This window comes from Borreliella bissettiae DN127 (assembly GCF_000222305.1).
GTDB lineage: Bacteria > Spirochaetota > Spirochaetia > Borreliales > Borreliaceae > Borreliella > Borreliella carolinensis.
The window spans coordinates 1-16,000 of record NC_015917.1; the positions used below are offsets into that span (position 1 = coordinate 1).

At 24.5% G+C, this 16,000-nt stretch carries 12 protein-coding genes and 2 pseudogenes; 4 read left to right on the forward strand and 10 right to left on the reverse strand.

Annotated features, from left to right (window positions below; genetic code table 11):
- A pseudogene (locus tag BBIDN127_RS06415) lies at positions 1-1,302 on the reverse strand (type I restriction endonuclease); the annotation flags it as partial.
- Between the two features lie 168 nt (positions 1,303-1,470).
- On the opposite strand from BBIDN127_RS06415, the gene BBIDN127_RS08030 reads away from it, so the two are divergent.
- Together BBIDN127_RS08030 and BBIDN127_RS06420 are read left to right on the forward strand one after the other, a co-directional pair.
- Entirely contained in the window at positions 1,471-1,593 is a 123-nt protein-coding gene (locus tag BBIDN127_RS08030; protein ID WP_411431083.1) for a hypothetical protein, read from the forward strand.
- Positions 1,594-2,003: 410 nt separating this feature from the next.
- The gene (locus BBIDN127_RS06420; RefSeq protein ID WP_014023124.1) at positions 2,004-2,879 is read left to right on the forward strand and encodes a P12 family lipoprotein; all 876 of its coding nucleotides are present in this window, start codon (positions 2,004-2,006) and stop codon (positions 2,877-2,879) included.
- Between the two features lie 531 nt (positions 2,880-3,410).
- On the opposite strand, the gene BBIDN127_RS07885 is transcribed toward BBIDN127_RS06420, so the two are convergent.
- Positions 3,411-3,536: a hypothetical protein gene (locus tag BBIDN127_RS07885; protein ID WP_014023126.1), complete on the reverse strand. Its 126-nt coding sequence runs from the start codon at positions 3,534-3,536 to the stop codon at positions 3,411-3,413.
- A gap of 258 nt (positions 3,537-3,794) precedes the next feature.
- Positions 3,795-3,963, reverse strand: a pseudogene (locus BBIDN127_RS08000) (Sua5 family C-terminal domain-containing protein); the annotation flags it as partial.
- A 152-nt stretch (positions 3,964-4,115) separates the two neighbouring features.
- On the opposite strand from BBIDN127_RS08000, the gene BBIDN127_RS06430 reads away from it, so the two are divergent.
- Entirely contained in the window at positions 4,116-4,976 is an 861-nt protein-coding gene (locus BBIDN127_RS06430) for a S2/P23 family protein (RefSeq protein WP_014023128.1), read from the forward strand.
- 412 nt (positions 4,977-5,388) lie between these two features.
- Here the strand turns inward: BBIDN127_RS06430 and BBIDN127_RS06435 are convergent, their stop codons facing one another.
- Positions 5,389-6,195 (reverse strand): virulence associated lipoprotein, encoded by an 807-nt coding sequence (locus BBIDN127_RS06435; protein WP_014023129.1) that lies wholly within the window; start codon positions 6,193-6,195, stop codon positions 5,389-5,391.
- Between the two features lie 2,342 nt (positions 6,196-8,537).
- Here BBIDN127_RS06435 and BBIDN127_RS07890 point away from each other — a divergent pair.
- On the forward strand, positions 8,538-9,248 hold the full coding sequence (locus tag BBIDN127_RS07890; protein ID WP_233421661.1) for an MFS transporter: 711 nt from the start codon (positions 8,538-8,540) through the stop codon (positions 9,246-9,248).
- A 1,150-nt stretch (positions 9,249-10,398) separates the two neighbouring features.
- On the opposite strand, the gene BBIDN127_RS06445 is transcribed toward BBIDN127_RS07890, so the two are convergent.
- The 6 genes from BBIDN127_RS06445 to BBIDN127_RS07760 form a co-directional block, all read right to left on the reverse strand.
- Positions 10,399-10,968 carry a chromosome replication/partitioning protein gene (locus BBIDN127_RS06445; RefSeq protein ID WP_014023134.1) on the reverse strand — a complete coding sequence of 190 codons (570 nt, stop codon included), beginning with the start codon at positions 10,966-10,968 and terminating at the stop codon, positions 10,399-10,401.
- Positions 10,969-11,026: 58 nt separating this feature from the next.
- The gene (locus tag BBIDN127_RS06450) at positions 11,027-11,779 is read right to left on the reverse strand and encodes a ParA family protein (RefSeq protein WP_014023135.1); all 753 of its coding nucleotides are present in this window, start codon (positions 11,777-11,779) and stop codon (positions 11,027-11,029) included.
- On the reverse strand, positions 11,755-12,309 hold the full coding sequence (locus BBIDN127_RS06455) for a DUF226 domain-containing protein (protein ID WP_014023136.1): 555 nt from the start codon (positions 12,307-12,309) through the stop codon (positions 11,755-11,757). Before BBIDN127_RS06455 ends, BBIDN127_RS06450 begins: the two co-directional genes overlap by 25 nt.
- Before the next feature lie 9 nt (positions 12,310-12,318).
- Complete coding sequence (locus BBIDN127_RS06460; RefSeq protein ID WP_044055032.1) at positions 12,319-13,416, reverse strand: plasmid maintenance protein; 1,098 nt, start codon at positions 13,414-13,416, stop codon at positions 12,319-12,321.
- Positions 13,417-15,216: 1,800 nt separating this feature from the next.
- Positions 15,217-15,738, reverse strand: a complete 522-nt coding sequence (locus BBIDN127_RS06470) for a virulence associated lipoprotein (protein ID WP_233421662.1) — start codon at positions 15,736-15,738, stop codon at positions 15,217-15,219.
- 58 nt (positions 15,739-15,796) lie between these two features.
- Positions 15,797-15,976 (reverse strand): hypothetical protein, encoded by a 180-nt coding sequence (locus tag BBIDN127_RS07760; protein WP_044055034.1) that lies wholly within the window; start codon positions 15,974-15,976, stop codon positions 15,797-15,799.
- Between the last annotated feature and the right edge of the window lie 24 nt (positions 15,977-16,000).

Below are 16,000 nucleotides of genomic sequence, written 5' to 3' on the forward strand. Positions count from 1 at the left end.
CTCCGTCTTCATAATACGATAAACAGTAGTATCTGCAATTCTTAGGTCATATTCAAGCAGGGTTTCGTATAATTCTCCAAAACTTTTGGGATCTAACCTTGAATACTCCACAAATTTTTCATCTTTAATATTTTTTTCTTCAAAGAAGAGTATTTTAACCAGTATTTCTTCAAGTTCACTAATACTTAGCAAACGTTCATTATTTAAATATTTAACCTTATCTTCTGCAAATAATCCGCCATTAAATATAGGAAACTTTATTGCATCACTTCCTTTATCAAGTAAATTGAAAATTGTTATTATTTTTTTATATCCTAATTTCTTTTTTGTATTTTCATCATAAAAAAAATACCTAAAAGATATAGAAGATCTGTATAACTTGTTTTCTTCTAAAATTTTCTTAAAAATTTCATTATCTTCAATATATGCAATAAAAAATATTCTTAAAATAAAAATAATTGACTCTTCAAGTATGCTAGCTAAAATATGCCCGGTAATTTCTTTGCCTGACACTTTAAATTCTTTGTCATATATATTTTTTGCAATTTTAAATACTATAGAATCGTCGGGTCTCTCATAAAGTATCTCTCTTAAGGTTTTTTGAATTATCTCTTTTTCTTTGTTTATTTGTTCTTTTTCAACTTCTATTATGTTACTTTTTTTTAAGAATCTTTCTTTTCTTATAAGGTAGATGAATAAAACAAACCATTCTTGTTCCTTATATTCTTCTTTTTCTTCAATTTTAGAAAAATTAAACTCAATATATCTTTTTTCTCCATAAAGTACTTTTGATTTGTCATACAATCTCCATACCTTTCCATTAGAAAGTATCCCATAATGTTTTTGATATTGATTTAGATATCTATATAGCTGATCTTCTGCTTCTTTTACTTTATCTTTAGTATAAAAACTAAATGCTGGACGCTTAATTTCTGCTATAAGCAAGATATTTTCAACAGGAATGGGTTCATTATTTTTTTTAGCTTCTTTTACTTTATTATTAAAATCTACTTTGTCTTTATCATTTTCAAAAAGTAGTATATCTATTCTAGACTCTACTCCTTCTATTTGCCCAGCTTTTTGTTGTTCTACTGAATAATTTAGCTCTTCAAATATAGACTTTAGCAAAGACTCTATATTTGCTTCTGTTGAATTGTCGTCTATTGAAGAAAGTTTGTTTTTTATAAGAATAAAAAGGTCTTTTAGTTTATTAGTATTTTCCCTTTTAATAAAGTCTTTTGATAATTGTTTATAAAGAGATACATTAGGATTGTTTGTTTTTACGATATCATTAGTTTTCATTATCTATGCTTTATAAAAAATCCATTTACATTGTTTACAAATCTTTTCATATATTATTAATACTAACAATATATTCTAAAAAAATTAAGTTTTTAATTAAAAACTTAATTTCTAGATAAATCGGTTGACAAAATAACTTTCAATAAATTTAACAATGATAAAGATCATATTCATTTATTACTAGAATTTGCTCCCGATATACGCCCTTATAAATTTATTAATACTCTAAAAACAGTAACTTTAAGATTTATAACAAAAAAATATTTTACTTATTTAGACAAGTATTGCTAAAAACCTTATTTAGTCTAGAAATTATTCCCTTTTATTTACTAAAGATGTACTAAAGATGACCGTCCTTCAAGATCTTTAATTAAATTATTGTATCTATCTTTTATAGCTATTAAATTGCCAGATTTTCCCATACAACATAACCTGCTAAGCATCCCCCATAAACTTCTCCTACTTTTATTTCGTTTAATCTAGGGACTTCATTAAAACAAGAAATATTTTATGTATTGATAATGTAAATTTTTTTTAAACTCCTGGGTAATATATTCCTCCCCTACTAGTCCATCTAATTCTTTAACTCAACATCCAAATATATATGTTTGGTTTTATAAAAAAAAGCAGTATATTTATGTACCTAGTAATATAAATCTATAAAAATCGGATAATTTGAAAATATTCTACAAGGAACGGATATGAAAAAAAATATTTTAGCAACATACACCCTAATGCTTTTAAGTTTATCATCGTGTGATACAAATGCCATTAATAAATTAACAAATAAAACAAAAGAAAAATTTGTAAAAACCCCGGAATATACAAAAGATCTAGACCTTATAAAAAAAATTCGGATGGATGATAAAGAATCGGGTAAACAACATATAAAAGAAAGAGAACAACAACAGGTGCAGGTTGTTTCTGTAGAATCTATCAATGAAAAGAATCCTGAGATTTTAAATTCTATATATTACTCTCATCAAAAACAAATAGAGATCAAGGAAAGAAATTTAACTACAAACACTGATGAAGAAAAAGAAGCAGAAAAAGCAATTATAGAGGGGGCTCCTATATTTGCAAAATTAGTTGATAACGATCATGAACTTAAACTTAAATATGAGCGATTAGAATTTAATTTTTATAATGTAATTTCAAAACTTAAAAAGAAATTAGAGAATTATAAAAGGCACAATAATATAAAAAGGCAAAAAATAATTCAATTGATCAATCAATTCAACAAAAAGAGGTCCGACATTGATGAGCTCAAGATTAAATTAGAAAGCGGACTTATTGAGAAAATATCAGCAAAATACTTTTTTAATCAGGCCCAAAAAACTTTAAAAGAAGCTATTGCCGAGAGATCAAAAAACAAACACAGAAATTATCAATCAAAAAAAACAAATAGTAATTTATTAGCAAAAAAAGCACTATATGAAACAACAAGAGCTTTGGATCAATTAGCAACTTCTTCTATAAAGATGGCTGAAGCAATGGGAATAAAGAAAGAAATAAAAGAACTTATTCAAGAAGCAAAATATATTTTAGCAAGTTTTAAAAGGGAAGAAAATAAATGATTTTTAAATAATCTATGCTTAATTAGCATAGATTATTTAAAAAATTGTAAATTAAGAAATTTGATTGATTTAATTTTGAAAGGTCGTAATTATGACTAGAAAAATATTTGTTGTTTGTGCTATTCTTGCACTAACAAATTACTGCAAGAATTCTGAAAGTATTGCCTTTATCATTATCTTTAATATTTTCTTTATTTCCATCAAACCCCAAAATTTCAGAGTCTATCTTTTTTAAAGATTTTGGCACTAAAAAACAAGAATAAAAAAATGATATAAAGAAAAATATATTTAATATGCTTATACTATTTTTCAGGATTTTTTTTACTTTAAGTAATTCTTAAAATCCTCTCCCCTATTAGATTGATATCAAAATTTTAAATAATATTTTTATATTAAATCAAAAAGTTTATGAAACACTGCGTAAAAATGTAACAATACTATGACATAATTATTTTAAATTAAAAGTTATGCAAACTATAATTGTTTAATCTTAATTTTAAATTTTTTTTATCTCTATAAATTTTTGATGAATCAATATTGGCCAATCATCAAAATTATCTCTATCCAATAAATATAATAATTTAAAAAATTTACGTCATCTTTAATTTTGCCAAACAAATTAATTAATTCTTTAGACTTTTTAGAACCCAAACCCAAAAAAAACCATTAAAATTGTTTTCAATTGTATGTGAAGACACTAAAGATACGGGAGCCATACAGCCATTTTCTATATCTAAAATTGACTCGTAAAACTTATAAATAATTATTTTCATATCTTTTAAAACACAAATTTCAATAGCATTTAATTCTAAATAGTTAAATAATTTTCCCATTGTATATGAGGAAACATATCCTATTTTTATTAAACAATAAAAATTTTGCTACTTTTGAATTTAAAATTATTTGTTAATGGATTCAAATGAATTTATTTGAACTAACTTTTATAATTCTATTATTTATTGAATATCCTAGTTCTTTATTTTCTACTATTTCAGTAATAACTTGATCATATTTTTTCAGAATTTATGAATTCTTTGTAAAGATTTTGTGCATACTTTTTTAAAGTATTAAATGCTATATCCCATAATAAATATAATATTTCTGTAAATTCTAAAAAGATACCGGTCATTAACACTAATCCACAGAATTTCTTGTCTTTTGTTTAATTCTTTTTGAGATATAATGAAAAAATATTTCACAAATTCTTAACTTTAATCGACTTAATGGAGAAACTTCATGAAAAAAGACATACGTATTTTGAATATATTTTTATATATACCATTATTTTATTCGTGTTTTTTGACTCCACCAAAATCTTCAAAAATCAACAAAATCAAAAACCCTGATTTTGATTTTAAAAAAATTGAAGAGGAGAATATTACAAAATATAATAAAGACACCATTAAAGATAGTAATAAAAATATTTGCCTTTCTCTTGAAGAGCCCGAATCAAATAAAATAAAAGAAGGGGAAGTGTTTGAACCACTTGCGGTCGGTTATGTTACATGGGCAAAATCTGGCAACTTAAAGGCTTTAAAAGACAAAAATAACAATTTAATTGAAGATCTTAGAGAACTTAAGTACTCTTATATTTTTTCCCCTATTCAATTCAAAACTTATTCATTTTATTCATTTAGCTTTAATTATGGTATTAATGATAACAACTATAAAATACTCGGGCAAGAAGTGCCCATAGCCAAGATAATAGCATTTGAATCAACTATAGAGTTTGAAAAAAAATACGAAATAAAAAGCTTAAAACTAAATTCTGAAGAATCTAATATTGATTTTGAACAAAATAGAACTGGTTTAGCCAAAATTAATTTAAAAGAAAATTCAAAAGAACCTAATTACATTTATTCATATAATTTTGGAGTTTTTGATAATTCTTTAGCAGATTATTTTAAGTTCTTTTACAAGAAAAGTAACTGTAACTATATGCCTGCATATCTTACTATAAAAGATAAACAAACCGATAAAGATAAAACCTACGAAATCATATTAAATCTAAAGCTATTTAATGATGCTATTAAACTACTATTTGATAAATATTCAAATTTATCAAAAGAAAAATTAAAACTTTTTATTGATGAATGATAAAAACCGAACAAGAAAAGCAAAGGCAAAGAAAATGGAAACAAAAATTTTTAAAAGTTTCTTAAGCATTATGTAAAATATTTAATTTAAATATAATATATACCTGGGTTTTTACAAACTTAAAAGGAGCTGGGATATAATATGGGAAACATATCATAATTTTTTTATTGTTTAGAAAAGAAATTATTACTTTTGAACTTTAAATTACTTGCTAACGGATTTAAATATGTAAGCAAGCCTATCTCTTATTAAAGATAGGCTTGGCGTTTTAACCAAAGATTATAGAAAATTTTCATCTATAGTTTGTTGTTTTATAATATTTTATATTTAGTGCAAACAGTATACTTCTCCTGTATAAACACCCAAATATACTGTTTTTAAAAATCATTAATAACGTTAAAAGATTATACCTTTAAAGAGCTATTAATTCGATGACCTTTTGCAGCCCTTCTGACTCTTCGGTTTTTTCTTGTATTTGATTTACAAGTGTACTTGCATAAGATTTAAGCTTAGTAACATCTGTTTTTATAAGATTTTTGTCATCTTGATAATCTAACAAAAGTTGGTTTAATATTTCTGAAATGATTTTCATCGTAGATAAAATCTTTTCAAATGCCACTTTAAGTTTTTCTAAATCTGAAATATCTAGTTTGTCTAGATTGTCTTTTTTGGAATATAAATGAGCAGTCACTATGTCAAAAACACTCCCAAGATCGCTAAAAAAACTGAAAAGTTTACTACTACCTGACAGCTTGATAATATTTCCCAATTCTTTTAAGTCCTTAGTATCAATGGTACTTAAAACAGTATAAGTATGTCTTCTAAATCTTATAGATCTTTCGGTATTGGCTGATGCATCTTCTTGCCCCTTTCCCCAAGTACGAATTTCAAAACCCATCCCGTATTGGTCAGCAGGCTCTTCTTCCATTCTTTTTATATATTTTTCTTTATGCACATTAGCTGCTTCTATCAAATTTCTTAAATTATTAAGTAGTGTATTTTTTATTTTTTTATTTAGATCTTCTTCTTGCTTGGGGTCTGATTCTATGCTGGGCTTTAATTCTTCTCTATTTGGGCCTTCTTGTTTAGAGCTTGCTTCCGTGTTGAATTTTGATTTCTCTTTATCGAATGGATATTTAATATCTTTTTGATTGGTATTAAAATCTGAATTGCAAGCATTCAAAAGCAAAAAAACACATATATATATATGATATTTCATAAATATTCTCCTTGAATAGCTCTGTATTTAGCATACTAAATTATTTAATAAAATTCAATAACAATAATATATTTTAACTATTTAATTAAAAATATTAATTTTTTAATACAAGGATACTTTTATTGTCAGAATTTTTATAATATTTTAAAGTTTTACTTATTAGCTTTAATAGGTAAAACCAATAAATTAAATAACATCTTTGGAAAAGAGATAAAAGAAAAGAGAAAATTTAAAGAAAAAGCATAAAAAGAATGGGATATCATCATTTTAATAGAAGCTTTTTCATTGGGAAAATCTTGTTTGGAAAATTTTTTTCATTTTTAGATAATACTTTAAAGCAACGCCCAATCATAGAAAAAGTTTTTTAAAGAAGAAACAAATGAATTTTACTATACCCGAACTTCTAGATTTACGAATATTTCTAAAGAAGGATATAACTATACCTTTAGAAATTACCAAACTCTAAAAGTTAATTAACTTATAGAAAAGACAGAAAAATGCCCCAAAAGAAGTTAAGCGTATAGAAAAGTTATCAAAAACATTCATTATACAATTGGAGTAAAAAAAGAAATAGAAAGTATAATTTTAAATCTAAAAGAAATACTAGAGAGGTCATAGCAGTAGTGATTGATTTGAGAAATGAATCTTATATTAAAACACTTTTACTGTTCAATGTATTAATATTTTTATAATTACTTAAAACCTTGTATTAAAGCAAAAGAAAGTTCAATCTCTTAAAAAGAAGAGATAAAGCGCTTACTGGGTTTGTATATAAACTTCTAGTAAAAAGAATATAAGAATTTTATAACCCAAAATAATATTAATACTTATTCAAATAGATAAAGTATTTTTACATATGAGCTTAAGTATCTTGTTTTAAAATTTATTAATAATAACTTAAAAAGCTAAACTTGGAAGACATATGTTGACTATAACCTTTTTTAACCCATCTCCCTCATTAGCTTTTTTCTAAATTGATTTTGAAGTTTATTTACATAGGATTAAGCTTATACAAAAATAATTTGTCAACAAATTAACATGAAAATTAGAAACGCATACTACATACAAATAGAGCTGTCTCAATAACATATAAATACTTTTAAGGAAAATAAATTAAATTCGCTGATTTTTTTCTCTATTAAATAATTCTCTAATTGAAATGAAGAATTTATTTTTCTGATTTTTATTAACACCAAATACATATAAATCATTCATTATCCTTGTGTGACATACTTTTCTATCATTATTCTCTTCTACCTTAATAAAGATGTGGGGGTTTTTATTTTTTAATCTCTGATTTTTTTTGGGGCCGTTCTAATACGATTTCCGTAACTAATCCTTACTAAATAATTTTTTAATATCGGTATTAAAATTTCAATTTTTACTTTATTTTTTAATTGCTCGATAAGTGCTATTATTATCAGTTGCTAGTAGTTATTAATAGCAATGTAAGCACACCCCGAGAACATATATATTTTCTTTGAAGCCACATATAAATATTAGAATAATTTTGTTTGCAACCGGATTCTTCTAACATCTTTGGCCCTATAGGCGCTTTCGCATTAAGCTAGATTTTTAAATCTATAAGCATTCTCTTTTTAAAATTATAAAAGATTTTTAGTTTTTCCATTACTTTTTAATTGTTTTTCTAATTTTAGCTTTTTTACCCCTTTTTCTTTTATTTTAAGAATGGGTTTATTGATATGTTTGCTTTTATGGTCACCTTTTAGGACTTAAATTGCGTTTACAAATTGACACCTACTTGAGATTCACTTTTTGATATTCTGCTATTTTGCCGTTATCTAATATGTTTGGTTGATTATTCGGGTGAAGCCTTGAATTGTATTGCCTGCAAAGAATGATAAAATGATAATTATCTTGTCAATATTTATTCATCAATCTTTATATATTCTTTTTTTCGCTTGTGATAGTTGATTATAAATGTTGTATGTGGTGGCATTGGGAATTTTATGTCTTATTCTTTTTCTAATCTAGGACTAGGGTTTATAATTTTTATAGATGATAGACGAAATAGAAGGATTTAATTTGAACATACAATTTTTATTTAGTTATAATAATTGCGATTTGGCAAAATTGATAAGCTTGAAAAAAATAAAATTACCAAATAAGACATTTAAACTAAAGCTCTTATAAGGAAAATATTTTAGTAAAATTATTCTTTAATAATTTTACTAAAACAAAAATTGCACCAGCATCAACGGTGTATATCAAGGATTTTTCAGGCGTCGGTTCATTTTATTGATTATTGTTGTTATTGATTTTATTTTTGCCTTGGCAATAAATAAAAAAATTAATTTTTTAAAGTATAAAAATAAAGATTTATGATAGAAATCAAACATCAAAGATATTATTTTTATTCCTTATTTTTGTCAGAACTTGCAAGAACTTTGCCGCATGCTGTATTAACTATTATTTTAATAAACAAAGGTTTATCGCTCAAAGATATTGCTATGGTACAAATTTGTTATATGACAGCAATTATTATTTTTGAATTTCCATCAGGCGTAATATCAGATGTTTTTGATAGAAAAATTGTTTACTTGATATCAATTTTCCTATTAATGGTCTCTTATTTTATTGTTTTTAAAACCTCTTCATTTGTATTTATGTGTGTTTCGTGGTTTATATATGGGATGTCAGCTGCTATTAGCACCGGTACGATTGACATTAGCTTTACTAAAATATATCAAAACAATTCAAAAAAATTAAAAGCTTTTATATCATTTGTAAAAATAATATTAAGTATTGGTGCTATTTTAGGCGGATACATTGGAAGTATACTGTATTTATACATTGATATAAAAATTTATCTAATTTCATTATTAATATATTTGGTAGCATCTTTAATTACAATTTTTTTTATACCCCGTGATAAAAATACAGATCATAATCATAGTAAGGAAGATTTAAGTTTATATCTTATAAAGTTTAAAAAAATTGTAATAACATTATTACAATCTAAAGAACTTTTAGAATTATTTATTTTGATTGGCTCTATTCAATTTTTTTATCAACCTTTTTATTTATACTGACAAGCAATTTTTATTGACAAAGCCATATCTATTAGTATATTTGGAATTATCTATGTGCTATTCCGTTTATCAAACATTGTAGGAGCGTGGGCGTTTAGAAGAATTAAACATACAAAATATGATATTTATATTATTTTAACTATAATATTGTTATTATCAGTTTTAATAAAAATAGTTTCACATATTTATATATTTATCTCTATAATCACATTTTTAGTAATTTTAATTGCTATCTACTCTAATAATTTAGAATATTTTTTAAAGAAAAATATAGATTCAAAGGTTTTAGGAACTATAACTTCTATTAATAGTGTAATATCTCGTATATTTTCATTTTTAGTATTGGCTATATGTTCGGGCTTAACTAATTTTATAAGTGCTATAAATACATTTGTTTTATTAATGCTTATTTTTTGTACATTATCTATTATTGTGGTGTATAAATTTAGAAATAATAGAAAAAGCTAAAAAAATATATAGTCAAGTACAAAAATCAAAAAGTAAGAAGCATATATAAAACAACTTGTTATATTCTATTGCATCCCTTTGGGTGTTAACATGGGTGTGGTACTGAAGGTTGCTAAGCTTAAATGATCTAAGAAAGAGTGTTGCCGGGCGGTTAATAAACATTTTAAAGATAAGAAAAACCCAATATAAAATCCGTGTTAATTTATGCTTTAAAAAGAATTGCATTAAAAAAAGGAGTATTATTATAATATATATAATAATAAGCAAGCTTAAAAACAAGTAAAAATAATCGATAAAAATGTTAAATGAAATAAAGAAAGTCTTGGAAAATGAAAATTATGACAATAAGCAATTAGAGGTAATATCTTTAGCACCTATAGTAAATCTTACTATTATGTATAAGGCGCGATTCTTTGCAAAATCTATTATAATCAAAATTAAAAACATTCTTCGTTGTTTATTGCTGACCATTCATTATCTAATGGGATAAATTTACCTTTTTCTTTAATAGTGTTTATTTTTTCTTCAAATGCTTTATCCAACAAAACCTTATTACTTGGCAAATAACCTTTTAGATTTCCGGTCGCTTTTTTTATTTATTAAATCATTTATTTACCATCTCTAATCTTATATTTTTTATTTTAATAATATTAAAGATCGAATTGCTCATAAAACTTTCTTATTATCCTCTTGATTCCTTGTATCTCTTTAAAAGCTTATTAAGAAAATCTTTTTGATTTTTAAAAATCTCATCCATCATAAAACTTGCAAACTTGGAATTGCTTTTATAAAAGGCATAACTTTCCTGATTTTTAAGTTGAAATTTTAATGGTTTTATTAGATTTTGTTTTGATTTTTTCATTGTACCATTTGCTTTATTTTTAATATATCTTATAGAAGCCCTTATTCCGTTGTTAGTGATAAAATTTTCTTCCAATACCCCTTCCTCAACTGCAGTAGCTAACTTTATATATTCATAAGATTGTGTCTTTGCCAATTTAAAATCTGATAAAAAATCTTTAAAAGATTTATATCCTCCTTCTAAGTAGAGTTTTTTGTCATTTATTTTCTTAAGAATCTTCATGGTATCAATAATATTATATATTTCTGATTTAATATTATTTTTTAATTGCGTAATTAATCGTTCAAATTCTTCTTTTCTTTGATTTTCATTGCTTTGATCGAGAATATAATTTAGATTATTTTCTGAAATTCTTTTATTAATTTTTAAATTAATGTTTTTTTTATTCATGTTTTTCCCTTTATGTCCAACAAGTCCGGCATGCCGGACTTGTTAAATTCGGTAATTCTTACAATTTCCCGAGAAACACATCCAATATTTTTTTATATTCAATAATATAATCTTTTGAAAAATCAAATTTTTCGTTACACCCTATTCTTTTATTTAAATCTTCTCTTTCACTTATATATCCCAAAAACCCACTTTTCATGCTTACTATTTCCATTAATTGCCTGTGAGTAACATTTTTTTTAAACCTTGTAATAACAATAAATATTGGTATTCCGGCAACTTCTTTTATATATCTTCTTAATGTTTCAAATCCTTCAACTGCCCATTTTTCTGCCGTCATTGGGGATATCACATAATTACTACTAATTAGGGAAATTTTTAATGTAAAATTCCTTTTGGGATTAGTATCAATTATAATATAATCGTAGTTATCTGATATGGAATTTAATTTTGCCTTTAGTGCGAATTCAATAGAGCGGTGTCGGTTATCATAATAATATTCTCCATTTAATTCATCAACTGTTATATAACTAGGTATCAAGGCTATATTATTATCCACATTAATGATGCTTTTATTAATATCTGCACCATTCTTAATAACATTTCCTATATTTATTTTGGATACATCAAAGTTTTTTGTTTCTAATTCATTATAATAATAGCTTGTAGTAGCAGCTTGATCGTCTGTATCAACCAAAAGTACCTTGTGTTTCTGAGACAATAGATTTGCAAGGATTATTGAGGTTGTGCTTTTTCCAACACCTCCTTTAAGACTTGCAATTGTTATTATTTTTGATTTTTTTCTATCCATCTTATAATTATTCCTTTTTCTGGATATTTTTTCCCGTAAAATTCATATACATGTTTTTCCAATTTTGTAAACATATCAATACATGCCACATTATATGGTGTATTTTCTTTTTCTTTTTTTAATAGACGAAATAATCCCTTAAAGTAACAAAAAACGCTTCCTTTTTTAAATCTAAATTCTATGTAATGTGCTTTTGATAATCCATATGACTTTGTGTTTCCATTTATTTCGTATTTCACAAAAATGTTTTTTATTGGCTTTCTATAGCCATAGTGAATGCCTAAAAACTTGTCTCCTTCTTTTACAGAATATAGCCGGACTTCTTCAACTTTTGTTTGATTAAATAGCGTTCTTAATGATATACGGCATTCATTTCTTTTGTTGTCAATTCCCAATTTATAAATATCCATCATTATTTTTGTATGATACATTGTTTTATCATTTTCTTTTTCAATCTTTATGAAACGATCTTTATTTTTACATTTAATTCTTGGTTTTTCTATTTTTATAGATTGTAGGACGTTTTTCATGTATTACCTTTATATAATATCTTGACTTAGCAATTTTTTATCCATTTTATTTTTTTCTTTCTTTATAATTTCTAATAATTCATAGCAGTAAATACTAAATACTTTATTATATTCTAGGGGTTTTTTGTTATTCAAATAATTTTTTATAATTGACTTTAAAGACTTTATTTCAAATTCTTTTTTCAATTGTTCAATTAGTATGTTAAAAATATTTGTTCTTATATGTATATATTTTTTTGTGGGGGTTTCTTTTTTAATTTCAATTGATTTTTCTAATTTAAGCTTTATTTTATTTAGGTCTTCGTATTTTTTGTTTTCTATTATGAAATGTGGCTTGTTTTTGTAATTCTTGTATATGCTTTCAATTTGTAGTTTCATTTGTTTAGCATCATATCCATTTTTTTCAAATTCTTTTTGAATATTTTTTAGAATTTCTTTTAGTTTATTTTGTCTTTCCTTAAAATAAACTTTATTTTTATTATTTTTTTTTGTTAAGTTAATTTCAATTTTTTTTACTATTTTTAGTATTTCGATTATTTTATCCTTGCTAATGTTTAGGTCTAAGATGTAAATAGCTTCTTTGGATAAGAAATTACATTTATTAAAATATTTTTTTGTTTGATATTTTTCTATTTTTTTATTTTTTGTTTCTTCTTCTTTATTATTATTATTATTATTACACTCCCCGAAATTTAGATTCCCCTCTTTAGTAAACCTGTCTTTAAGGTGTCTGTTAACTCTTGTTTGGAATCTTATATCTTTTTTTTCTTTAAAGTATTGATTGATTTTAAGGTGGCATTCTTTTTTTGGATAATTAAGTTTGTAATAAATTTCAGTTCCAAAATTTACTCCCAAATGTTTATGATAGTTGGTTGTGACTTTTAGTTCTTTTTCTAATTTGTAAAGATAATTTTGCATTGTCTTTAGCTTAACAGTTGGTTGTCCATTTCTTTTTAAATTTTCATTAAAGTAATAGAGTATATTATTTTGGGTATATTTTTTATATTTACTGTTTATATATTTCAGCGTTGAGATAAAAACTATTAATTTATGCTGTAATTTATTCTGGAAAGGTGTGTTTTTATGGTTGATAAATGTATTTTGCATATTATTACTCCTAGTTATTTTGATTTTTACAAATATATTTATAGCACAGTATTTAAATAAAAGCAAATATTTTTATAAAAAAATCATAAAAATTAATAATTTGTTGTAATTTTTATGATTTGGAAGATCATAATTTGATATGAAGACAAATTGATTTTAATTCTAATTTGAACTATACTACAGTTAGTGTAGAAAAATATTTTCATATTAACTACCTATTTATTTTTGATCATTTTATGAGAGGCAAGCAGGGCTTATATAAGTTCTTTGGTCATGGGGCTTATATAAGCCCTGAGCTTTTGCAAAAATTTTTTATTTAAAAGGCGATAAAAATAATTCTTGATACTTTTTATACTAAATTAAAGAGTAAAAGCATGAAAAAATTTTGTTATGGATAATAATCTGATTTAGATCTGGAAAATTCAATAAGCTGGAGTTAAATTTTAAAAAGTCCGGATAAGTTTATAAAAAAATAAAATAGCATTGTCAAAAATTTTAAAGTATATGGGTTATTGTATTAACTATTTGGCCTTAGAGTTGCTTATATAAAAATGTGGGCGTTGGTTGTGTGTCTTAATATAATGTTGGATACAGGATATTTAAATATCTATGAATAATGATTATGAAAGTTAAGAATATGTTATTTAGTTAGTAAATATGTTTTAATAAATATCAAAGAAAAGACATTATTTGAAAGCAAAAAACGATATTAGTAAAGATTGAAAAAAGATTGGGGGTGTTGTATCTTCTTTAAAGAAGTGTTATTTAATATGATTATATAATTGAAAATATAATTTATATAATTTAAACACTTTAAAATTGTTTAAATTATATAAATGTGCTGATTTAGTTTTTAATTTTTTGATGTGATTTTTTATTTATTTTTAGTTATACTATTAATACACTTCAGCAGCTTTGTTTGCGCCAAGTATTTTTTAATTGCGCATTTTTATTTGGCCAATGGCGGGGCTTTTTGTGCTCTTTGGGGCTTGGGTTTTTATATTTTCTTTAGTAAATTTGAGCTCTTGAATGTATAATGCAAATTATAGTGGATTTTTTGAATTTTGTGTTTTACAAAAACAATTTATTATAAATACACAATAATTTATTTTATTTTGTAGGCAGTTTGTTAAGCAGGCATAAAAATATATTATGAAATGTTATGTTATTTTTGTATCAACGGGATAGAAATTATAAACTGTGATTAAGCTAAAATTAATAAAATCTTTTATAAAAATAAATTTAAGCGCAATTAAGAAAATAATTATAATTATGTTTAAAAACAATGCTTTAAAAATTACATTATATATGTGAATGTACAATGTTGGGCTTACAACATTACAAAGGGATGCCGGCCTCTTCAAAAAATAGGTCAAAAAAGTTAATTGAACGAGGGGTGCAGGTTAATAATAAAAATTCTTTGTGTAATTCATCAGAAAATCAATCTAAATTTTGAAAAAAGAAAAAAATATTAAAAATAGATTATCGAAAGGAAGTATCCCTAAAGACTATCTATTTATCACTAAAAATTCTTGGTAATCAATTGTACATAAGAACCTGCTAGTATCCAGAAATGCTATTATGTGTCCAAAAAGATAGATAAGAGCCTTGGGGAAAATAATTTAATATTTCAAGGGCTTTTTATGATACACTATAAAGCTTGTTTTAGTAGAAATAATACAAGAATTCCTAAGCCAAAAAGAATATTAATAGCAATACTTATTCAAATAGATAAAATATTTTTCCATAAAATTTTAAATATACCGCTTTTAAATTGTTAGTAAATATAAAAGCCAAACATTAAGGGTTATATTTTGACACTATAAGACTTTTTAGATTTTCTGCTTCTTTAGCTAGTTGCTTAATTTCATTGACCAGTTTATTTGAATAAGATTTAAGCTTATCAACATCTGTTTTTAGATTTTTGTAATCTTTTAAAAGTTGCACTATCCTTCCTGCACCACCTCCTTTTATAGATAATAGTTGTTCAAATGAATTTTTAAGCGTTTCTAAATCTGAAATATCTAGTTTTTCTAGACTGTCTTGTTTGGGATATAAGCGGTCAAATATTATATCAAGAACTACCCCAATAGTGCTAAAGGAATTAAACATATTTATTGCTGGTGCTAGTTTATTTATATTTGCGATAATATCTGAGAATTCCTTTAATTTATCAGGAACTAGAGGACTTAAAACAGTATAAGTGTGTCTTCTGTATCTTATAGATCTTTCGGTATTGTCAGACATCCTTTCAGTTCCGGCCCCCCAATTTAATCTTATAAAAGCCGCTACTCCATATTGGTCTTCGGGTTCGTTTTCCATAATTTTTACATATTTTTCTTTAAAATAGTATGCTGCGTTAATTTGCTCTTTTAAATCATTAAGTAGTGTATTTTTTTGTTTTTTTAAGCTCTGCCTCTTCTTCTTGTTTCAGATTTTCTGTTTTAGTCTTTGAATCTTCTATTTTGGGCCTTGATTTTTCAGTAGGTGGGGATTTAATATCTTTTTTTTCAGTATTAAAATTTGGATTACAAGCTGAAAATAAAATGAATATATGCAATTATGCGGTATTTCATAAATATCC

Bases quoted from the DNA above. Each gene is read 5' to 3' on its own strand.
- BBIDN127_RS06470 (WP_233421662.1), bottom strand. From the start codon at position 15,738: ATGGAAAACGAACCCGAAGACCAATATGGAGTAGCGGCTTTTATAAGA.
- BBIDN127_RS06460 (WP_044055032.1), bottom strand. From the start codon at position 13,416: ATGCAAAATACATTTATCAACCATAAAAACACACCTTTCCAGAATAAA.
- BBIDN127_RS06450 (WP_014023135.1), bottom strand. From the start codon at position 11,779: ATGGATAGAAAAAAATCAAAAATAATAACAATTGCAAGTCTTAAAGGA.
- BBIDN127_RS06455 (WP_014023136.1), bottom strand. From the start codon at position 12,309: ATGAAAAACGTCCTACAATCTATAAAAATAGAAAAACCAAGAATTAAA.
- BBIDN127_RS06420 (WP_014023124.1), top strand. From the start codon at position 2,004: ATGAAAAAAAATATTTTAGCAACATACACCCTAATGCTTTTAAGTTTA.
- BBIDN127_RS06430 (WP_014023128.1), top strand. From the start codon at position 4,116: ATGAAAAAAGACATACGTATTTTGAATATATTTTTATATATACCATTA.
- BBIDN127_RS07890 (WP_233421661.1), top strand. From the start codon at position 8,538: ATGATAGAAATCAAACATCAAAGATATTATTTTTATTCCTTATTTTTG.
- BBIDN127_RS06435 (WP_014023129.1), bottom strand. From the start codon at position 6,195: ATGAAATATCATATATATATATGTGTTTTTTTGCTTTTGAATGCTTGC.
- BBIDN127_RS06445 (WP_014023134.1), bottom strand. From the start codon at position 10,968: ATGAATAAAAAAAACATTAATTTAAAAATTAATAAAAGAATTTCAGAA.